At 70.3% G+C, this 20110-nt stretch carries 17 protein-coding genes; 6 read left to right on the top strand and 11 right to left on the bottom strand.

Annotated elements, in window-relative coordinates; all coding sequences use genetic code 11:
- Positions 1-15: 15 nt before the first annotated feature.
- From murD to mraZ, 8 genes are all read right to left on the bottom strand, one after another.
- Positions 16-1452: a UDP-N-acetylmuramoyl-L-alanine--D-glutamate ligase gene (gene murD, locus AB0M01_RS18600; protein ID WP_363670915.1), complete on the bottom strand. Its 1437-nt coding sequence runs from the start codon at positions 1450-1452 to the stop codon at positions 16-18.
- Entirely contained in the window at positions 1452-2528 is a 1077-nt protein-coding gene (mraY, locus tag AB0M01_RS18605) for a phospho-N-acetylmuramoyl-pentapeptide-transferase (protein WP_363670917.1), read from the bottom strand. The genes murD and mraY overlap by 1 nt, the downstream gene beginning before the upstream one ends.
- Entirely contained in the window at positions 2525-3919 is a 1395-nt protein-coding gene (gene murF / locus AB0M01_RS18610) for a UDP-N-acetylmuramoyl-tripeptide--D-alanyl-D-alanine ligase (RefSeq protein ID WP_363670919.1), read from the bottom strand. Before murF ends, mraY begins: the two co-directional genes overlap by 4 nt.
- A complete protein-coding gene (locus AB0M01_RS18615; RefSeq protein ID WP_363670921.1) occupies positions 3916-5442 on the bottom strand; it encodes a UDP-N-acetylmuramoyl-L-alanyl-D-glutamate--2,6-diaminopimelate ligase in 1527 nt (508 codons plus the stop codon). Before AB0M01_RS18615 ends, murF begins: the two co-directional genes overlap by 4 nt.
- 53 nt (positions 5443-5495) lie before the next feature.
- Positions 5496-7415, bottom strand: coding sequence for a penicillin-binding protein 2 (locus tag AB0M01_RS18620; RefSeq protein ID WP_363670923.1), 1920 nt, complete (start codon positions 7413-7415; stop codon positions 5496-5498).
- 259 nt (positions 7416-7674) lie between these two features.
- The gene (locus AB0M01_RS18625) at positions 7675-8292 is read right to left on the bottom strand and encodes a hypothetical protein (RefSeq protein WP_363670925.1); all 618 of its coding nucleotides are present in this window, start codon (positions 8290-8292) and stop codon (positions 7675-7677) included.
- Positions 8292-9266: a 16S rRNA (cytosine(1402)-N(4))-methyltransferase RsmH gene (gene rsmH / locus AB0M01_RS18630; protein ID WP_363670927.1), complete on the bottom strand. Its 975-nt coding sequence runs from the start codon at positions 9264-9266 to the stop codon at positions 8292-8294. The genes AB0M01_RS18625 and rsmH overlap by 1 nt, the downstream gene beginning before the upstream one ends.
- Positions 9267-9590: 324 nt before the next feature.
- Positions 9591-10022 carry a division/cell wall cluster transcriptional repressor MraZ gene (mraZ, locus tag AB0M01_RS18635; RefSeq protein WP_344169507.1) on the bottom strand — a complete coding sequence of 144 codons (432 nt, stop codon included), beginning with the start codon at positions 10020-10022 and terminating at the stop codon, positions 9591-9593.
- A 325-nt stretch (positions 10023-10347) separates the two neighbouring features.
- On the opposite strand from mraZ, the gene AB0M01_RS18640 reads away from it, so the two are divergent.
- From AB0M01_RS18640 to AB0M01_RS18650, 3 genes are read left to right on the top strand one after another with little or no spacing between them, the layout of a single operon-like run.
- The gene (locus AB0M01_RS18640) at positions 10348-11301 is read left to right on the top strand and encodes a MoxR family ATPase (RefSeq protein ID WP_363671588.1); all 954 of its coding nucleotides are present in this window, start codon (positions 10348-10350) and stop codon (positions 11299-11301) included.
- A gap of 4 nt (positions 11302-11305) precedes the next feature.
- On the top strand, positions 11306-12592 hold the full coding sequence (locus AB0M01_RS18645; protein ID WP_363670929.1) for a DUF58 domain-containing protein: 1287 nt from the start codon (positions 11306-11308) through the stop codon (positions 12590-12592).
- Positions 12589-14952, top strand: coding sequence for a DUF3488 and transglutaminase-like domain-containing protein (locus tag AB0M01_RS18650; RefSeq protein WP_363670931.1), 2364 nt, complete (start codon positions 12589-12591; stop codon positions 14950-14952). Before AB0M01_RS18645 ends, AB0M01_RS18650 begins: the two co-directional genes overlap by 4 nt.
- Before the next feature lie 129 nt (positions 14953-15081).
- Here the strand turns inward: AB0M01_RS18650 and AB0M01_RS18655 are convergent, their stop codons facing one another.
- Positions 15082-15558 (bottom strand): DUF6458 family protein, encoded by a 477-nt coding sequence (locus tag AB0M01_RS18655; RefSeq protein WP_363670934.1) that lies wholly within the window; start codon positions 15556-15558, stop codon positions 15082-15084.
- Positions 15559-15699: 141 nt separating this feature from the next.
- A complete protein-coding gene (locus tag AB0M01_RS18660; protein ID WP_363670936.1) occupies positions 15700-16173 on the bottom strand; it encodes a DUF3040 domain-containing protein in 474 nt (157 codons plus the stop codon).
- Positions 16174-16365: 192 nt separating this feature from the next.
- Between AB0M01_RS18660 and AB0M01_RS18665 the strand changes: the two genes are divergently transcribed.
- The 3 genes from AB0M01_RS18665 to AB0M01_RS18675 are packed head-to-tail and all read left to right on the top strand — an operon-like array spanning position 16366 to position 19001.
- Positions 16366-17574: a cytochrome P450 gene (locus AB0M01_RS18665; RefSeq protein ID WP_363670938.1), complete on the top strand. Its 1209-nt coding sequence runs from the start codon at positions 16366-16368 to the stop codon at positions 17572-17574.
- Positions 17575-17591: 17 nt separating this feature from the next.
- Positions 17592-18794, top strand: coding sequence for a cytochrome P450 (locus tag AB0M01_RS18670; RefSeq protein WP_363670940.1), 1203 nt, complete (start codon positions 17592-17594; stop codon positions 18792-18794).
- 12 nt (positions 18795-18806) lie between these two features.
- Complete coding sequence (locus tag AB0M01_RS18675; RefSeq protein ID WP_363670942.1) at positions 18807-19001, top strand: ferredoxin; 195 nt, start codon at positions 18807-18809, stop codon at positions 18999-19001.
- Between the two features lie 286 nt (positions 19002-19287).
- Here the strand turns inward: AB0M01_RS18675 and AB0M01_RS18680 are convergent, their stop codons facing one another.
- Complete coding sequence (locus AB0M01_RS18680; RefSeq protein WP_363670944.1) at positions 19288-20034, bottom strand: methyltransferase domain-containing protein; 747 nt, start codon at positions 20032-20034, stop codon at positions 19288-19290.
- Between the last annotated feature and the right edge of the window lie 76 nt (positions 20035-20110).

Consider the following 20110-nt stretch of genomic DNA (forward strand, 5'->3'; position numbering starts at 1 on the left):
CGATCACCTCAGGCCTCAGTGGCCCAGGCGGTTCACGGCTTCGGTGAAAGCGTCCCCGCGGGCTCCGTAGTTGGCGAACATGTCCCACGAAGCGCAGCCCGGCGCCAGCAGCACGGTGTCACCCACCTGTGCGAGCTTGGTCGCCTCCCCCACCACGGTCTCCATGGTTCCAGTGTCCGTTGACTCGACCACGATCACCGGGACCTCAGGCGCGTGTCGGGCAAGTGCTTCGGCGATCACCGCCTTGTCCTGGCCGAGCAGCACGACACCGCGCAACCGCTCGCGGGCCGCGATCACCAGCTCGTCGAAGGTCGCGCCCTTGGCCTGCCCGCCGGCGATCCAGACCACGTGCTCGTAGGCCAGCAGCGAGGCCTGCGCGGCGTGCGGGTTGGTGGCCTTGGAGTCGTCCACGTAGTTGACCCCGGCAACCTCCGCGACGTGCGCGATCCGGTGCGCGTCCGGCCGGAACCCGCGCAGCCCGTCGCGCACCGCGGTCGCCGGTACGCCGAACGACCGCGCCAGCGCGGCCGCGGCCAGCGCGTTGGCGACGTTGTGCGGCGCCGGCGGGGTGATGTCGGCCAGCGTCGCCAGCTCGAGCGCCGAGGTCGCGCGCTGCTCGACGAACGCGCGGTCGACCAGGTACTCGTCGACCAGCCCGACCATCGACAGGCCCGGCGTCCCGAGGGTGAAGCCGATCGCGCGGCAGCCCTCGATCACGTCGGCGTCCTCGACCAGCTTCTCGGTGACCGGGTCGGCCACGTTGTAGACGCAGGCGACCTGGCAGTTGGTGAAGATCCGGCCCTTGGCGGTGGCGTAGGCGTCCATCGAGCCGTGCCAGTCGACGTGGTCCGGCGCCAGGTTCAGGACGGCGGCCGAGTGCGCCGACATCGAGTCGGTGAAGTGCAGCTGGTAGCTGGACAGCTCGACCGCGATCACGTCGTACGGCTCGGGGTCCATCACGGCCTCGAGCAGCGGGAGCCCGACGTTGCCCGCGGCGACCGCGCGGTGCCCGGCGGCGGTCAGGATCGCGGTCAGCATCTGCACCGTCGTGGTCTTGCCGTTGGTCCCGGTGATGCACAGCCAGGGCGCGGCGTTCGCGGGGTCGCGCAGCCGCCAGGCCAGCTCGATCTCGCTCCAGATCGGTACGCCGCGCTCCGCGGCCGCGGCCAGCAGCGGCGCGTGCGGCGGGATGCCCGGCGAGGTGACCACGACCTCGACGTCGTCCGGCAGCGCCGCCGTACTGCCTGCGCCGAGCCGGATGTCCGCACCGAGCGTGCCGAGGATCTGCTTCTTCTCCTGCAGCGCCTCGGTGTCGCGGTCGTCCAGGACGACGACGTGCTCGGCGCCGGCCTGCAGCAGCGAGTCGGCGCACGCGTAGCCCGCCGTACCGAAGCCCAGGACGACGAACCGCGTGGTCGCCCAGCCGTCGTCGGTGCGTGTGGTGAGACTCATTATCCGGCTACCCATTCCGCGTAGAAGAGGCCGAGACCGGTCGCGACGCAGAGCCCGGAGATGATCCAGAACCGGATCACCACGTTCACCTGCTCCCAGCCGAGCATCTCGAAGTGGTGCTGCAGCGGCGCCATCCGGAACAGGCGTTTGCCGACGCCGCCGGTGCGCTTGGTGATCTTGAACCAGCTGACCTGCAGGATCACCGACGCGGTGATGATGACGAACAGACCGCCGAGCAGCAGCACCAGCAGCTCGGTGCGGGTCATCACGCCGAAGCCGGCCACCGCACCACCCAGCGACAGCGAACCGGTGTCGCCCATGAAGATCTTGGCCGGCGACGCGTTCCACCACAGGAACCCGAACAGCGCGCCGGTCAGCGCGGCCGCGACGACCGCGAGGTCGAGCGGGTCACGCACCTCGTAGCACTTGGCGCCCGGTGCGGTCGCGCAGCTCTGGTTGGACTGCCAGATGCAGATCAGCGTGTAGGCGCCGAAGACCATCATCGACGCGCCGGTGGCCAGACCGTCCAGACCGTCGGCCAGGTTCACGCCGTTGGACATGCCGGCGATCAGCAGCAGGATCCAGATCACCACGAGCACCGGCAGCAGGTGCAGCCACTGGATGTCGCGGATGAACGAGATGAACGGCGACGCCGGGGTCTGGCCGCGCTCGTCGGCGAACTGCAGCGCGAGCACGGCGAAGACCACCGCGACCATCGTCTGGCCGGCCAGTTTCGCCTTGCTGCGCAGGCCGAGGCTGCGCTGGCGGAAGATCTTGATGAAGTCGTCCAGGAAGCCGACCGCGCCCATCCCGGCGAACAGGAACAGCACCAGCAGCGCCGACGCGCTCGGCGGCTTCATGGTCAGCAGCTTCGCCGCGAAGTACCCGACGATGGTGGCGATGATGAAGACGGTGCCGCCCATCGTCGGCGTCCCGCGCTTGGTGTGGTGCGAGGTCGGGCCGTCGTCGCGGATCTCCTGGCCGTAGCCGCGCTTGGAGAGCAGGTTGATCGCCAGCCGCGTGCCGAGCAGCGTGAGCACCATCGAGATGGCCCCCGCGAACAGGATCGAGATCACTGCGCGGCCTCCTGCAGGAGAGCGTCGGCCAGGCTGCGCAGGTTCGACGCCTTCGACGACTTCACCAGGACGACGTCACCGCTGCGCAGCTCCGCGCGGAGCAGCTCGAGGGCCTCACCGATGGTGTCGAAGTACGCCGACTCGTTGCCCCAGGAGCCTTCCAGCGAAGCCCCCAGATGGATCGGTTTCGCGCCCGGGCCGACCGCCACCAGGCGGTTCACGTCCAGCCGTACGGCGAGCCGCCCGACCGCGTCGTGCTCGGTCGAGGACGTGTCGCCGAGCTCCAGCATCTCGCCGAGCACCGCCCAGGTCCGTGCCTCGCGGGCCCGCCCGATCGCGACCAGTGCCTTCAGCGCGGCCCGGACCGAGTCGGGGTTGGCGTTGTACGCGTCGTTGATGACCGTGACGCCGTCCGGCCGCTCGGTCACCTCCATCCGCGCCTGCGAGACCCGCGCCGCGCTGTTCAGGCCGTCGGCGACCTGCTCGGGGGTCAGCCCGACGGCCAGCGCCGCGGTCGCGGCGGCCAGCGCGTTGGCGACGTTGTGCTCGCCGATCAGCTGCAGCTGCACCGGGTGGCTCTCGCCGTCCGCGTGCAGCAGGAAGTGCGGCCGGCCCTCGCCGTCGACCTTCACGTCGCTCGCGCGGACGTCGGCGTCCGGCGCCTCGCCGAAGGTGCGCACGGTCTGCTCGGTGCGCGGCCGCATCCCGGCGACCCGCGGGTCGTCGGCGTTCAGCACCGCCGTACCGCCGGCCACGACGTTGTCGATCATCTCGCCCTTGGCCTGCGCGATCGCGTCCTGGCTGCCGAACTCGCCGATGTGGGAGTGCCCGACGTTCAGCACCATCCCGACCTTCGGCGGCGTGATCCGGCACAGGTAGTTGATGTCGCCGACGTGCCGCGCGCCCATCTCGGCGACCAGGAACCGGGTCTCCTGATCGGCCTGCAGCGCGGTGAACGGGTGCCCGATCTCGTTGTTGAACGAGCCGACCGGCGCCACCGTCGGCCCGTACGGCGCGACCAGCTGCGCGATCAGGTCCTTGGTGCTGGTCTTGCCCTGGGAGCCGGTCAGGCCGATCACGGTCAGGTCGGGCAGCTGCGCCACGACGTACCGGGCCAGCTCGCCGAGCGCGACCTGGGTGTTCGCGACCACGATGCACGGACAGCCCTCGACCGGCCGCGTGGTCAGCGAGACCGTCACACCCGCTTCGGTCACGGCCGGCACGAAGTCGTGGCCGTCGGCGCGTTCACCGGGCAGCGCCACGAACAGACCGCCCGGGACCACCTCGCGCGAGTCCTTCGCGACCGCGCCGTCGACGACGGCCGCGGCCTCGACGCCGACGAGCTCACCGCCCACGGCCGTTGCGATGTCACCGCACCTGACAGGGATCACCGGGTCTCCTCCAACAACTCACGTACGGTCTGCCGGTCGTCGAACGGGTGGATCACGCCGCCGACGTCCTGGCCTGTCTCGTGGCCCTTGCCCAGCACGACCACGGTGTCGCCCGGGCCGGCCAGCTCGATCGCGGTCCGGATCGCCTGCCGCCGGTCGCCGACCTCACGCAGGTCCACGTCCGGTACGGCGGCCTGTGCGCCCTCGACGGCGGCGGCCCGGATCGCCGCCGGGTCCTCGCTGCGCGGGTTGTCGTCGGTGACGATCACCGCGTCGGCCGCGCGCGCGGCGGCGGCACCCATCGCCGGGCGCTTCCACGGGTCGCGGTCGCCGCCGCAGCCGACCACGGCGTACAGGCGGCCCTTGGTCGCGCCGCGGGCGGCGCGCAGCGCCAGCTCGACCGCGTCGGGCGTGTGCGCGAAGTCGACGATCACCTGCAGGCCGTCGCGGACGAAGGTCTCCATCCGCCCGGGCACGCGGGCGTCCTTGAGACCGGCCGCGATCTCGGCCGCCGGTACGCCGACCTGCCGCAGCATCGCGACCGCGAGCAGCGCGTTGGCGACGTTGAAGTCACCGGGCAGTACGATCTCGATCGTCAGCTCCTCGCCGGGGCCGCGGATGTCGATCACCGTGGAACCGTGCTCGGACTGGTGCGTCGCCGCGACCGTCCAGTCGGCGTCGCGGGTCGTGGCCACGGTGACCAGGGGGACGACGGTCTGCTTGGCCAGCCGGCGGCCGTACTCGTCGTCGATGTTCACCACGGCCAGGTCGCAGCGCTCGGGCGTGAACAGCGAGGCCTTCGCGGCGAAGTACTCCTCGAAGGTCTTGTGGAAGTCGAGGTGGTCCTGGCTCAGGTTGGTGAACCCGGCGACCGCGTACCGGGCGCCGTCGACCCGGCCCTTGGCCAGCGCGTGGCTGGAGACCTCCATCGCGCACCAGCCGACGTGCTCCTCGCGCATCACCGCGAACAGCGCCTGGAGATCGGTCGCCTCCGGCGTGGTCATCGCGCTCTTCACGACCTGGTCGCCGATCCGGGTCTCGATCGTGCCGACCAGCGCGGCCGGGCCGAGCCGGCGCAGCACCGAGTCGAGCAGGAAGCTCGTCGTGGTCTTGCCGTTGGTGCCGGTGATCCCGAGCAGGCGCAGCTCGCTGGTCGGTTCGCCGTACACCTTGGAGGCGACGGCGCCGAGCACCGCGCGCGGGTCGGGGACGACGAGCAGCGGCAGGCCGGCGGTCAGCGCCCGCTCGACGCCTGCGCGGTCGGTCAGTACGGCGACCGCACCGCCGGCCTGGGCGCCGGCGACGAAGGCCGCGCCGTGCGTCGCGGCGCCCGGCAGGGCGGCGTACAGGTCACCGGGGCGGATCGAGCGGGAGTCGAGCGAGACACCGGTGACGGCGACGTCAGCGGCGCCGGCCGGGACCTCCGCTCCGGCTGTTCGCGCGAGCTCGGAGAGGGCTACTGGTACGACGTGCCGCGGCCTGATCGCGGCTACAGCGCCGCCTGCGGCGGTAGGGGTGGACACGGCCCCAGAGGCTACCGTTCCGGGGCGTGTGACACCTACCTGACCCTGCGTGATCACCAGGTCAGCGGTACGTGGGGCTGCTTCGCACCGGTCGGCGGGACCGCGTACTTCTGCAGCGCGTAGCTCATCACGTCTCGGAACACCGGACCTCCCTGGAACCCACCGCCCCGCCCGTTGGTGGGGTCCTGCAGTACGACGTACGTAACGAAGCGCGGGTTGTCGGCGGGGGCGAATCCGGCGAAAGACGTCGCCCACTTGCGGTAGCAGCCGCAGGCCGAGTCGACCTCCTGCGCCGTACCGGTCTTGCCCGCGACCCGGTAGCCGGCGATCGCCGCGAGCGGCGCCGTACCGCCCTTGCCGGTGACCGCTTCCATCATCGTCGTGACCTGCTTGGCCGCGGACTCGCTGACCACGCGGCGCGGTGCGGCGGTCTGGTTGGGCGTCGCGTTGCCGTCGGCGTCGATCCAGTTCCGGATCAGCTTCGGCGGCATGTAGACCCCGCCGTTGGCCACCGCGTTCACCGCGGCGGCCATCTGGACGGCGTTGGCCGACAGGCCCTGGCCGAACGCGACGTTCGACCGGGTCAGCTCGCTCCACTCGTCACCCGGCGGCATCAGGCCGCGGCTCTCGCCCGGGAACCCGATCCCGGTCGGCTCGCCGAAGCCGAAGTCCTTCAGGTAGTGCACGAAGTCGCCGACCGGCATCTGCTGGGCGGCCATGATGGTGCCGACGTTGGAGGACTTCGCGACCACACCGGCCATCGTCAGGTTCAGCACGCCGTGGTCGAAGGCGTCCTTGATCGACCGGCGCTGCACCGTGTACGAGCCCGGGACCTGCAGCTTGGTGTCCAGCGAGATCAGCCCGGCGTCGGCCAGCGCCGCCATCGTGACGACCTTCTGCACGCTGCCCGGCTCGTAGACCTGCTCCAGCGCGCGGTTCTTCAGCGCGCCGGCCTTGACCGGCTTGTTCGGGTCGAAGCTCGGGTAGTTGGCCATCACCAGGATCTCGCCGGTCTTCACGTCGAAGGTGACGACCGAGCCGGAGCTCGCCTTGTACTGCTTGACCGCCTGCTCGATCCGGCGCTCGGCGAACCACTGCAGGTCGGCGTCCAGGGTGAGCTGCGCCGAGACGCCCGGCTTCGGCTCCTCGACGGTGTGGTCGGCGTTCGGGATCTTGTTGCCGCGCGCGTCCACCTCGTACATCGCCTTGCCGTCCTGACCGGACAGCTTGCCGTTCAGGCCGTACTCGAGCCCGGCCAGACCCTTGCCCTCGGCACCGACGATGCCGACCACGTTGGCGGCGATGGTGCCGTTGGGGTGGCTGCGGACCGGGTCGGCCTCGGTGTAGAGACCGGCCAGCATCGGCTTCTTCTGCTCCTCGGGCAGCGCCTTGTTCTGCTCCTTGATCGCCTTGTTGCGTTCCTTGATCTCGTCGGTGATCTGGTTCCAGGTCTGCGGGCTGACCTTGTTCGCGAGCACGACGTACCGGCCCTTGCCGGTGAGCTTCTTCATCAGCGTCGCGTAGTCGGTCGTCAGCCGCGGAGCCAGTACGCCGGCCAGCTGGCTGGCGATCTTGCCGGTCTGCGTCGGGTCGGCGGTGATCGCCACCGCGTCCTCGGAGACCGACAGCGGCACGCCGTTGCGGTCGAGGATCGAGCCACGGGAGGCGTGCAGGACGAACGGCTTGGTGTTCTCCTTGGTCGCGGCGAGCGCGTAGCGGTCGGGGTCGACGCCCTGGAGGATGATCAGCCGGCCGGCGAAGAGCGAGAGCACCAGCGCCATCACACCGAAGGTCACCCGCAGCCGGAGCGCGGGGCGCCCAAGCTTCAGCAGCCGTGGCGGCTTCTTGACGCGCGGCTTCTGCGGAGGCCGGCGCTTCTGCGGGGGACGCTTCCGCGGCGCCGCGGTCTTCTTCGCGAGCGGACGCCCGTCGGGCCCGACACGCTTCGGGAGCGGGCGTCCGTCCGGGCCCACCCGGCGTACGCCGTCGGCAGTCTTCCGAGGACGGCTCGCGGCCGTCTTCTTCGCGGCCCGGCGCGGTGGTTCCTGACCCTCGCGACGACGCTGTTCTCTGCGCTTCTGCTCCTCCGGGGAGAGTCTGCGCGGACGCTGCGAACGACCGTCCTCCGCGGACGGGCGACGGGACGACGGAGCCTTGCGGGGCGGGTTGCCCCGGCCCGGTTCACCACCGCGTCGGCGTGGTGGCTCGTCTCCCCGTCGTTCCGTCATCCGATCATCCCCCGGTCGGTGTGTTGGTCCCTGTCGTGCCGGCAGGCGGCTTGGTGCTCGCACCAGGTGTCACGGGCTTGTTGGCCGGTGGGTTCACCTGCTGCTGGTTCTGGTTCGTCTGATTCGTCGTACCGGCCGGCGGTACGACGGGAGGCTTCGGCGTGACGGCCGGCGGCTTCGGCGCGACCGGCAGCCCGGGGCCGAACATCTGCGCGCCCGTACCCGCCTTGCCCTCGGCCGGTACGCCGAGCACGCGCCCGTCGGACAGCCGCAGGAAGACCGGGTTCGGGTTCGGCACCATGCCCATCCGCAGCGACCGGTCGGCCAGGTTCTGCGGCGACTCGAGCGTGCGGACCTGCCGCTCCAGCTGCTCCTGCTGGTCGCGCAGCTGGTCGGCCTGCTGGTTGAGCGCCGTCACCTCGAACGTGCCGCGCTGCAGCTCGGTGTTGAGCAGCAGCAGGCCGACCAGGCCGGCCGCGAGCAGCGACACCACGAAGATGACGAACGGCATCCGCGGCGGCCGGAACGGCGCGCCGTAGACGATCCGGAGCTTCGGCTCCTGCTTCTTGACCGGAGCCGCCGGCGTGACCCGTGCCTTCGACGGGCTGAACACAGTACTCATCAAGCCACCAGCCCTTTCGCTCGGACCCTCGTCGCCGCCCGCACCCGGGCCGACGCCGCCCGCGGGTTCTGCGCCACTTCGTCGTCGGTCGGCCGCTCGGCCCCTCGGGTGAGCAGCTTCAGGTACGGCTCGTGCCCGGCCGGGATCACCGGCAGGTCGTCCGGTACGTCGGACCTGGTGCCCGCCGCCAGCGTCTGCTTGGTGATCCGGTCCTCGAGCGAGTGGTAGCTCATCACCACGATCCGCCCGTGCAGCGCGAGCGCCGCGACCGCGGCCGGCAGCGCGCGGCGCAGCACGTCGAGCTCGCCGTTCACCTCGATCCGCAGCGCCTGGAAGGTCCGCTTCGCGGGGTGTCCCCCGGTCCGCCGGGCGGCCTGCGGGATCGCGTCGCGGACCAGCTCGGACAACCGGGCGCTGTTCGTGAACGGCTCGGCCTCGCGGGCCCGGACGATCCGGTCGGCGATCTTGCGGGAGAACTTCTCCTCGCCGTACTGGAACAGGATCCGGGCCAGGTCGGCCGCGCTGTAGGTGTTCAGGATGTCGGCGGCCGTGGTCGGCGCGGTGGAGTCCATCCGCATGTCCAGCGGCGCGTCCTGGGCGTAGGCGAATCCGCGGTCGGCCTCGTCGAGCTGCATCGAGGAGACGCCGAGGTCGAACAGGATCCCGTCGATCGCGGGCACGCCGAGGTCGTCGAGGACGCGCGGCAGCTCGTCGTACACGGCGTGCACGAAGGTGGTGCGGTCGGCGTACGGCGCGAGCCGCTCGCCGGCCAGCCGCAGCGCGGCCGGGTCGCGGTCGAGCCCGATCAGCCGGGCCTGCGGGCAGCGCTGCAGGAAGGCTTCGGAGTGCCCGCCGAGGCCGAGGGTCGCGTCGACGAAGACGGAACCGGCCTCCTGCAGGGACGGCTCGAGCAGCGCGACGACGCGGTCGAGCATGACGGGGACGTGGCGCTGCGACGGCATGGGTTCGGTCATGGCGTCAGCCACCCGTTCCCTGCGTCGCGTTCAGCACCATCTCGACCCTCCTGTAGCCGCGGGAGCGACCCTGCCCCCGCGGGTTCTGTGTACTGCGGTGTTGCGGTGTGGGGGCGGTTGGAACGTCGGGTGGAGGAAAGTGGAGGAGATTCGAAACGTCCGGTCAGATCGCGGGTTCGCCTCCCGGGGAAGTACCTGCTGCCTTGGCGCCGGGGAAGTGGCGCCAACACCCAGGTCGGAAGTCGGACCCGTGATCTCACCGGACGTTCGGTGTGCTCCTCTATCCAGTTTGTGCAGCCCAGTTGTGCAGCCTTGCGGTGCTGCTCAGAAGATCCCGGGCAGTACCTCCTCGGACAGGTCGGCGAACGCCTGCTCCTGCTCCGCGGAGTACCGGTTCCAGTTCTCCGTGTTCCAGATCTCCACCCTGTTCATCGCCCCGATGACGACGCAGTCGCGATCCAGTCCTGCGTAATCGCGCAGCATCGGCGGGATGGTGACCCGGCCCTGCTTGTCCGGCACCTCGTTGGAGGCTCCGGCGAACAGCATCCGCAGGTAGTCCCGGGCACCTTTGTTGGTGATCGGAGCCTGTTTCAGCTGCTCGGTCAGTTGTACGAACTCGGCCTCGGGCCACACGGACAGCGATCGCTCCTGCCCGCGGGTGATCACCAGACCCTCGGAGAGTTCGTCGCGGAACTTCGCCGGCAGGAACAACCGACCCTTGTCGTCGAGCTTGGGGAAGTGCGTCCCGAGGAACACGCTCCACCTCCCCGTTGCGGACTCTCCGTCTCAGGTCGAGCTGATTTCCACCAAATCAGTACCACTGCGCTCCACCTTACTCCACTTTGCCCCACCGTCAACCAAATCTGCCCCGTTTCGCTCCTCTCGTAGGCTGGGTGGGAAAGATCGAGCCGAAGTGGTGATGACGCCGCGACGCGCGGTGAGCATTACTTTCATCGGTGCCGAAACGGGCGGTAACGAAATCCGCGCAGGGCTAGGCCCGACCCCGGGCCCGGGTCAGAATGAGTCGGCCAACAACCAATGGGGAGGACTCAGGGTGAGCACCACCGCGACCAGCTCGGCCATGGACTTCGACGAGCTGACTCAGGTGGCGGGACGGGTCCGCCAAGCCATCGAGACAGTGATCGAAGGCAAACCCGATGTCGTCGAGACAGCCGTCACCGTGCTGCTCGCCGAAGGACATCTACTGATCGAGGACGTACCGGGCGTCGGCAAGACGATGCTGGCCAAGGCGCTGGCCCGGTCGATCGACTGCACCGTGCGCCGGATCCAGTTCACACCCGACCTGCTGCCGTCGGACATCACCGGCGTGTCGGTGTTCAACCAGGAGGTCCGCGACTTCGAGTTCAAGCCCGGCGCGGTGTTCGCGAACATCGTGGTCGGCGACGAGATCAACCGCGCCTCCCCGAAGACCCAGGCCGCGCTGCTGGAGTCGATGGAGGAGCGGCAGGTCACCGTCGACACCACGACGTACCAGCTCGAGGCGCCGTTCATGGTGATCGCGACGCAGAACCCGATCGAGATGGAGGGCACCTATCCCCTGCCCGAGGCGCAGCGCGACCGCTTCATGGCGCGCGTCTCGATGGGGTACCCGGAGCCGGCCGCCGAGCTGCGGATGCTCGACGGGCACTCGGCCACCGACCCGCTGAACAACCTGCAGCCGGTGACCGACAGCCAGCAGGTGCTGCGGCTGGTCAAGACGGTGCAGTCGGTGCACGTGTCGGAGTCCGTCAAGGAGTACGCCGTCGCCCTCGTCGGCGCGACCCGTCGTTCGCAGGAGCTGCGCCTGGGCGCCAGCCCGCGCGCCACGCTGCACCTGATCCGCGCGGCCCGCGCGGCGGCGGCGCTGGACTCGCGGGAGTTCGTCCTGCCCGACGACCTGCAGGAGCTCGCCGTACCGGTGCTCGCGCACCGGGTGCTGCCGGCCGCCGAGGCGCATCTCGGTGGGCGGGGCGCGTCCGACATCATCACCGGGCTGGTCGCCTCCGTGCCGCTGCCCCGCGCTCGCCGGGACTGAGGCCATGAGGCAGGCACTGCGCGGACTCACCACCCGGGGGCGGGCGTTCGTCGCTGCCGGGATCACCGCGTCGCTGTGCGCTCTGCTCCTCGGCCAGAAGGACCTGCTGCGGGTCGGCATCCTCCTGGTCGCGCTGCCGGTGGTGGCCGCTCTGGTGGTCGGCCGCACCAGGCTGCGTCTGCAGGTCCGCCGCAGCCTGGCCCCGGCCCAGGTCTCGGTCGGTACGCCGGCCACGGTCGAGCTCGCCCTGAGCAACGAGGGCCGCATGCCCGCGGGCCTGCTGCTGCTCGAGGACCGGATCCCGTACGTGCTCGGCCACCGGCCGCGCTTCGTCGTGGACCGGGTCAGCCCGAACTGGAAGCGCACCGTCACCTACCCGGTGAAGTCGGACGTCCGCGGCCTGTTCCAGGTCGGGCCACTGATGCTGACCGTCGCGGACCCGTTCGGCCTGGTCGAGACGAGCCGGACGTTCGCGCGCAGTCAGTACTTACTGGTGACGCCTCGGGTGCACAAGCTGCCCGAGGTCCGGCTCGGCTCGGACCGCGCGGGCTCCGGCGAGAACCGGCCGCGCGCGATCGCGTCGGCCGGCGAGGAGGACGCCACCGTTCGCGAGTACCGCGACGGCGACGACCTGCGCCGGGTGCACTGGCGCTCGACGGCGCGCCGCGGCTCGCTGATGGTGCGCCGCGAGGAGCAGCCCTGGCAGAGCCGGTGCGCGATCTTCCTCGACGCCCGCACCATTTCGCACCACGGGCACGGCCCGTCGTCCAGCCTCGAGTGGTCGGTCAGCGCCGCTGCATCGATCGGCGCCGACCGGATCCGCCGCGGCTACGTCACCACCCTGCTCGGCGGGCCGACCACGCTGTCGGCGATCAGCCACCGCAGCTCCACCGCCGTACACCAGCCGCTCACCACGCAGCAGCTGCTCACCGAGTGCGCCACGGTCGAGGAGCACAAGCACGCCGAGATCGGGCCGCTGCTCACGGTCGACCGGCACATCCAGGAGCCGAGCCTCGCGATCGCGATCGTCGGCGCCTGCACCAGCGACGACATCACCGCGCTGAACCGCTGGCGGACCGGCCAGGCGACCGGCGTCGCGCTGCTGCTCGACGCGGTCAGCTGGGCGGTCGGTGTCGAAGGCACCGAGAAGGCGAACCGCCTCAACGCCGCCACCGACGCCACCGAGCACGAGCTGCGCCGCAACGGATGGCGCGTCGCCCGCGTCCGTCGGGGTGACCCACTACCTACTGTCTGGTCGAGCCTCGGCCTGAGGAGCGGAAGGATCGCATGACAGGGCACGTGAGGATCTCGCTCGCCGCCTGGGGAGCGACCGTGCTGGGCGCGCTGGTGCTAACCCCGGTGTTCTCGGGGCCGTTCCTGTTCATCAGCGCGTTCCTGTGCGGCATCGTCACCGGGACCGGCATCCTGCTGCAGAACCTGCGCACCCCGCGGTTCGTCGTACCGGTGGTGCAGCTGATGGTGCTGGTCGAGCTGCTGTCGCTGATCTTCCTGCGGGACACGCTGAAGTTCGGCCTGGTGCCGTGGCGGGAGACGGCGCTCGCGTTCAACCAGCAGATGGTGAACGCGATGGACGCGATCAACCGCTTCAGCGCACCGCTGCCGCCGGACGACCACCTGACGCTGTTCGCGGCGTCGGTGATCGCGGCGACCGGGCTGCTGATCCACCTGATCGCCGTACAGCTGCGGCAAGCCGCGTGGGCCGGGCTGCTGCTGCTCACCATGTACACGGTGCCGGCCGCGACCGTGCACGGCGGGCTGCCCGCGCTGCTCTTCATCCCGCCGGCCGTCGGCTACATCATCCTGCTGGCCGCGGAAGGCCGGACCAGGCTGAGCCGCTGGGGCCGCCGGATCTCCGGCGTCTCGCACCTGGACGCGTCCGAACCGATCGAGGCCTCCGCGCTCGGCCAGGCCGGCCGCCGGATCGGCCTGAGCGTGATCGCGCTCGCGGCCCTGCTGCCCGCGCTGCTGCCGGCGCTGCCCGAAGGCGTCATCGGCAACGGCCTGGCCGGCGGCGGCAGCGGCACCGGGATCGGCGCGGCGATCTCGCCGACCGACCCGATGCTCGACATGGGCAAGAACCTCAAGCGCGGCGACAACGTGACCGCGCTGACCTACTCCGGCGGCCCGGCCGGCGGGACCTACCTGCGGCTGACCGCGCTCGACATGTTCGACGGCAACACCTGGCGGATCTCGCCGCGGTCCGAGGGCGTGAAGATCACCGACGACGACCTGAGTACGCCGCAGGGCTTCAACGGCGATCTCAGCAAGGTGCCGACCAGCGACATGAAGATCGAGGTCAGCCGGAACCTGCGCTCGGCGTTCGCCCCGGTGCCGTACCCGCTGCGCTCGATCTCGCTGAAGGACCGCTGGCGCTACGAGCCGTCCTCGCTGGACGTCGTCTCCAGCAACGGCGGCGGTGGCGTCGCCGGCAAGAACTACCGGCTCAAGGCGTACCAGTTGCCGCTCACCCCGGAGCTGCTGCAGGCCACGCCGCCCGGCGCCGAGCCGGACCAGTACACGAGCCAGGTCCCGACCCGGAACATGGACGGCATCCGCGAGCTGACCAACAAGGTTGTCGCGGACGCCGGCGCCAACCGCTTCCAGCAGGCGGTCGCGCTGCAGAACTTCTTCCGCGGCGGCGACTTCACCTACAGCACCGACACCGACAACAAGAGCGGCATGACCGCACTGCGCCGGTTCCTGCTCACCGACCGGACCGGGTACTGCGAGCAGTTCGCGACCGGGATGGCACTGATGGCGCGGGTGCTCGGGATCCCGTCCCGCGTCGGCATCGGCTTCCTGCCCGGCCAGGCCGGCAAGAACGGGCAGTACGTCGTACGGATGCACGACATGCACGCCTGGCCGGAGCTGTACTTCCAGGGCCTCGGCTGGGTCCGCTTCGAGCCGACCCCGTCGGCCCGGGTCGCGACCACTCCGAGCTGGACCGCCCCGGCCGCGCCGCTGCCGTCGACGCCCACCACCGCGCCGACCACCGCACCGACCACGCCGGGCGCGTCCACCGACCCCGAGTTCGAGCGCCCCGGCGACCGGAACCTGCCCGACGACAACGGCCTGATCCCGGTCGAGTCCGGCAACTGGTTCAGCAACGGCGGCGGTAAGGCGATCGGCATCGGCGTCTTGGTGGTGTTCGTGCTCGGCGTCCCGTGGCTGATCCGGACCCTGACGCGCCGGCGACGTTTCGCTCGGGTGCCTGGGCGGGCGAGCGTGGAGGGCCTGTGGGCGGAAGTCCGCGACACCGCCCGCGACGTCGGCCTCGACTGGTCGGACACGTCGACCCCACGCCAGCTCGGCGAATGGATGGCGACGAAGCTCCCGGAGTCCGTGCATCCGGAGGCTCACCGCTTGGCGCGCGGCTTGGAGGCCGTCCGGTACGCGGGGCTGGAGGACACCGCGGTGGATCTCCGCGCGGAGGCTTCGAGTGTCCGCAAGGCCCTCTGGTCACAGGCCAAGCTGCCGCGCCGCTGGAGGGCTCGACTTCTGCCGCCGTCGTGGCGCTGGTACTTGAACCGCGGCAGTACAGAGGCGTCGGACTTGCTGGACGAGTTCGACCTGCTGCTGGCGAGGATCCGCACGACGCTGACTCCGCGCCGGAGCCGACACGCAGATTGACGGAGGAGCAACAAGCCCCGGCGGCCGCGCGCCGGGGTAGCCGGCTGGGTCCGGGGGCGCCGCCCTCCCCTCCCTCACCACCACAAGAACCCCCGGGCCACCTGGTCCGGGGGTTCTGTCTGTGGTGGTTCAGTTACTCCGTCGGCGCGGCTGCTCCGGCAGGCCGCTGGCTGTGGGATCGAGTTCTACTGTGCGATCCCCCGCCGGCTCTTCCGCCGGCGGCTTGTCGACCGCCTGGACCGGGTCGAAGCGCTCACCGGCGCCCGACTCCACCGGCTGCGGCGTCATCGGCTGCGGGCGAGCTTTCGCCACCTTCTTCGGCGCCCGCCCCTCCGGCCGGTGCTCGATCCGCGTCTGGTGCTGGTCGTGCTCGTGGCTCGCCTCGACCGTCCGGTACTGCTCCTCGACGGCCGGGTCGATCGCGTCGGTCGGCACCCGGCGCCGGTCGTTGGTGATCTTGTACGACAACCAGATCCCGGCCGCGCCGGCCAGCATGATCACCACCCCGACCACGGTCAGGTTGACCGCCCCGGCTTCGTCGTCCCGGATCCCGAAGGCAAGGATCGCCCCGACGGCGATCAGGAAGATCCCGACTCCGATGCTCATGTTCGACTCCCAACGCCGCCCGTGAACCACTGACGGCCCACCGGTACCCACAGTGACCGGCGGTGATGTATCAGGAGACAAACCAGAAACCACACCCGGCGCGCGGCGCGGGTGTGGTCGCAGAGGTGGGTCAGCGCAGCGTCAGAGATCCTCGTCGCGCCGTCGTCGCCAGCGGTCTTCCATCCGCTCCATGAAGCTGCCGGACGAGTCGTGTCTGGTCCGGTGCTTCTTGGGCGACGGCGGGGGCGGCGGCATGTCGTCTCCGTCACCGGCGTTGCTGATCCGCTTCATGCTCAGCGCCGCGACGTACAGACAGGCCACCATCACCACGAAACCGATGACACCGATGATGGTGTTGGGGATGATCGCACCGGCCATCAGAACCACGATGCCCAGCACGAACCCGACGCCGGCCAGTACTGCCCGGCGCTTGTAGTAAGCGCGCACATTGGTCCCTCGCATGGCGGAGACGAACTTCGGGTCTTCCGCTGCCAGGGCGCGTTCGAGCTGCTCGAACTGGCGCTGCTCTTCTTCCGAGAGGGGCACCGTCGATCCCTCCATGGTGAGCGCGATCTCGATAGGCCGAGTCCAGTCTAGGCCGCCGGTGCGGTCCACGAAACCCTGACCGCCTGTCCCGCGCGTCACGGTCCCGCAACCGCGGCCGCCGGCCGGCCTCTGGAACTCGTTTCCACCCTACTCCGGCCCGCGCTTTAAGTCAGGCGCTTGACTTAAACAACGGTTCGACGGAGGCTGTACAGGCAGGCACGATCCCGTCACCAGCAGTGACTTTCCACCGAAGGGAACCCGATGCAGCAGACCGCCCCCGTCCCGGCGTACCCGATGCCCAAGGCAACTGGTTGTCCGTTCGACCCACCGCCGGAGCTGAAGGCGCTGCAGACCGGCGAGCGGCTGTCGCGGGTGACGCTGTGGGACGGGAGCACGGCCTGGCTGGTCACCCACTTCGCCGACCAGCGCACACTGCTCGCCGACGACCGGGTCAGCGCCGACCGGAACCACGACGGCTACCCGATCCTGCAGCCGAACACCCCGAAGGCCGGCAGCCCGGTCGGCTTCATCTCGATGGACGACCCCGAGCACTCCCGGCTGCGCCGGATGGTGACCGCGCCGTTCATGATCAAACGCGTCCGTGCGATGGAGCCCGGCGTGCAGCAGATCGTCGACTCGTTGATCGACGAGCTGCTCGCGGGCCCGCAGCCCGCCGACCTGGTCGAGGCCTTCGCCCTCCCGGTGCCGTCGCTGGTGATCTGCCAGCTCCTCGGCGTCCCGTACGCCGACCATGACTTCTTCCAGGTGAACAGCAAGGCGCTGATCCGGATCGAGACCCCGCTCGAGGAGCGGATGGCCGCGCGGCAGCGCCTCACGGCGTACCTGGACGATCTCGTCGGCCGCAAGGTCGCCGAACCGGGCGACGACGTACTGACCGATCTCGCCGCGCGCGTCACCGCGGGCGAGCTGACCCGCGAGGACGCCGCCGGGATCGGCGTACTGCTGCTCGTCGCCGGCCACGAGACCACCGCGAACATGATTGCCCTCGGCACCCTCGCCCTGCTGGAGAATCCTGCGCAGTTCGCCGTACTGCGGGACTCCGACGACCCCGCGGTGGTGAACAGCGCCGTCGAGGAGCTGCTCCGCTACCTGAACATCACCCACCGCGGCCTGACCCGGGTCGCGCTTGCCGACATCGAGATCGGCGGGCAGACGATCCGGGCCGGCGAGGGCCTGATCTTCCCCAACGACATCGCCAACCGCGACCCGGAGGTCTTCGCCGACCCCGACGTGCTCGACCTCGAACGCGACGCGAAGCGCCATGTCGCCTTCGGCTTCGGCGTCCACCAGTGCCTCGGCCAGCCGCTGGCCCGGATGGAGCTCCGGGTCGTCTACAGCACCCTGTACCGCCGCATCCCGACGCTGCGCGCCGCCGTACCGCTCGACCAGATCGACTTCAAGCACGACGCGATCGTGTACGGCGTGCACGCGCTGCCGGTCGTGTGGTGAACCCGGAGAGGACGCCCATGACGACCACGCCCCCGGCGTACCCGATGCCCAAGGCAACGGGTTGCCCCTTCGACCCGCCGCCGGAACTGAAGTCCCTGCAAGCCGAGGACCGGCTGGCCAAGGTGGAGATCTGGGACGGCAGCACCCCCTGGCTGGTCACCCGCTTCGCCGACCAGCGCGCCCTGCTCGCCGACCCGCGGCTCAGCGCCGACAGCACCCACCCGGGCTATCCCGACAGCATCCCGAACGTCACGCGTGACCGCGACAGCTTCGCGTTCATCCAGATGGACGACCCCGAGCACGCCCGGCTGCGCCGGATGGTCACCGCGCCGTTCATGATCAAACGCGTCCGCGCGATGCAGCCCGGCGTGCAGCAGATCGTCGACTCGTTGATCGACCAGATGCTCGCCGGCCCCCGCCCCGCCGACCTGGTCGAGGCGCTCGCCCTTCCGGTGCCGTCCCTGGTGATCTGCCAGCTCCTCGGCGTCCCGTACGCCGACCACGACTTCTTCCAGGAGACCAGCCGGATGCTCATCCGCCTGGAAACTCCACCTGCCGAACGTAAGGCCGCCGCGGATCAACTGATCGACTACCTGGACGACCTGATCGGCCAGAAGCTCGCCGTACCGGCGGACGACGTACTGACTGAACTGGCCGACCGGGTCCGCTCCGGCGACCTGACCCGCCGCGAAGCCGCCGGCACCGGCATCCTCCTGCTCGTCGCAGGCCACGAGACCACCGCCAACATGATTGCCCTAGGCACCTTGGCGCTGATGGAGCACCCCGCTCAGTTCGCCGTACTCCGCGACACCGACGACCCGAAGGTCGTAGCCCGAGCCGTGGAAGAACTCCTCCGCTACCTGAACATCACCCACCGGGGCCGCCGCCGCGTCGCCACCGAGACCTTCGAGTACGCCGGCCACACCATCCAGGCCGGCGACGGCCTGATCTTCCCCAACGACATCGCCAACCGCGACCCCGAAACCTTCGACTCCCCCGACACTCTCGACCTCACCCGAGACGCCCGCCGCCACGTCGCCTTCGGCTTCGGCGTCCACCAGTGCCTCGGCCAGCCCCTGGCCCGGATGGAGCTGCAGGTCGTCTACAGCACCCTCTACCGCCGCATCCCCACCCTCCGATCCGCCGTCCCCCTAGACCAGATCCCTTTCAAACACGACGCCCAGATCTACGGCGTCTACTCCCTCCCCGTCACCTGGTAAGGACACTCCCCCATGAAGGTCACCGTCGACCAGTCCACCTGCATAGCCTCCGGCCAGTGCGTCCTCACCACCCCCGAAGTCTTCGACCAGCGAGACGACGACGGCATCGTCGTCCTCGTCACCGCCGATCCACCCAACTCCCTGACCGGCGAAGTCCACGAAGCAGCAGCCCTGTGCCCCGCCCGAGCCATCCAGGTCGCCGACTAGCCGTGTACCCGGACGTGCATCACTCACCAACACTCTCGCCTGGGCATCCCGCACGCTCAGTCTCACCAGGGAGCAGCCGCCAACCACCTGTTACTGAGTGCTGCACGTCCGCTCTCCCGTAAGCCCGCACCCGAGATCTCGCGCCGCTTTCCCTTCCCACGGCGTGAGGCCCTCAGCCCCGCGACACCCACCACTGATCAACCACCCACGCAGAGCCCTCTGCACTGTCGTCCACGCTCACCGTGCGCGGGCAATCACCAGTTGATCAGTGGTGCACGTCGACCTGTCAGCGAGTCGCGAGGATGTGCAATTGCGGCGCCAGAGCCCGGAACGCCGGGTGCTGGCTCGCGGCTCGCTCCAGGTCGGCGAGCGCCTCGGCGGCGCCGGCTTCGGAGTCGACGATCGCGGCGGGAACGAGGTCTGTGAAGGTGCGGACGCCATGGACCGTGTGCACCATGAACCCGGCTTCAGCGAGCTGCGCGACGATCGCGGCTTCGTCGAACCGCCGCGGCATCGGGTCAGCGGCACCCCACCGCCCGTCGGGGTCCTGCAGCGCCGCCCGAGCCTCAGTGAGGTGACCCGCGAGCGCCCGCGCCAGCACAACGGCGTTCCGCTGGGCGACCAGGAGACTGAGTACGCCGCCATCACGCAGTACGGAAGCCATCGCCTGCAGCGCCTGCGCCGGGTCGTCGACCACCTCGAGCACACCGTGGCAGAGCACAGCATCAGCAGTCGCCTTGCCAGCAACCTCGGGAAGCTCAGCGGCGTCACCCTGCACTCCATGGACGAGCTCGCTGACCCCCTCATCCGACGCCCGCCGCTCAAGCGACGCCAGCGCGTCAGGACTCGGGTCAACCACCGTCACCCGATGCCCCTCAACCGCCAGCGGTACGGCGAACCCGCCGGTCCCACCGCCGAGGTCCACGATGTCGAGCCCGGCCGTCGGGTCGATCCGGGTCCGCCCAGCAAGCGCAACCCGCAGCGCCTCGGCAACCAGCGCCGTCCGCAACGAACGCCGACGTCGGTCGACCATCAGACACCCCTCCAACCAATCCCACACACCTGACCCGCCCACGAGCGAACCGCAGACGCAGCCCAACCCTACTTCC

The sequence above is a fragment of the Kribbella sp. NPDC051770 genome (assembly GCF_040681455.1).
GTDB lineage: Bacteria > Actinomycetota > Actinomycetes > Propionibacteriales > Kribbellaceae > Kribbella.

Excerpts from the sequence above, each read along its gene's own strand:
- AB0M01_RS18625 (WP_363670925.1), bottom strand. The coding sequence starts at position 8,292 with ATGAGTACTGTGTTCAGCCCGTCGAAGGCACGGGTCACGCCGGCGGCT.
- AB0M01_RS18640 (WP_363671588.1), top strand. The coding sequence starts at position 10,348 with ATGGACTTCGACGAGCTGACTCAGGTGGCGGGACGGGTCCGCCAAGCC.
- AB0M01_RS18670 (WP_363670940.1), top strand. The coding sequence starts at position 17,592 with ATGACGACCACGCCCCCGGCGTACCCGATGCCCAAGGCAACGGGTTGC.
- murD (WP_363670915.1), bottom strand. The coding sequence starts at position 1,452 with ATGAGTCTCACCACACGCACCGACGACGGCTGGGCGACCACGCGGTTC.
- AB0M01_RS18655 (WP_363670934.1), bottom strand. The coding sequence starts at position 15,558 with ATGAGCATCGGAGTCGGGATCTTCCTGATCGCCGTCGGGGCGATCCTT.
- AB0M01_RS18675 (WP_363670942.1), top strand. The coding sequence starts at position 18,807 with ATGAAGGTCACCGTCGACCAGTCCACCTGCATAGCCTCCGGCCAGTGC.
- AB0M01_RS18650 (WP_363670931.1), top strand. The coding sequence starts at position 12,589 with ATGACAGGGCACGTGAGGATCTCGCTCGCCGCCTGGGGAGCGACCGTG.
- AB0M01_RS18680 (WP_363670944.1), bottom strand. The coding sequence starts at position 20,034 with ATGGTCGACCGACGTCGGCGTTCGTTGCGGACGGCGCTGGTTGCCGAG.
- rsmH (WP_363670927.1), bottom strand. The coding sequence starts at position 9,266 with ATGACCGAACCCATGCCGTCGCAGCGCCACGTCCCCGTCATGCTCGAC.
- AB0M01_RS18665 (WP_363670938.1), top strand. The coding sequence starts at position 16,366 with ATGCAGCAGACCGCCCCCGTCCCGGCGTACCCGATGCCCAAGGCAACT.
- AB0M01_RS18645 (WP_363670929.1), top strand. The coding sequence starts at position 11,306 with ATGAGGCAGGCACTGCGCGGACTCACCACCCGGGGGCGGGCGTTCGTC.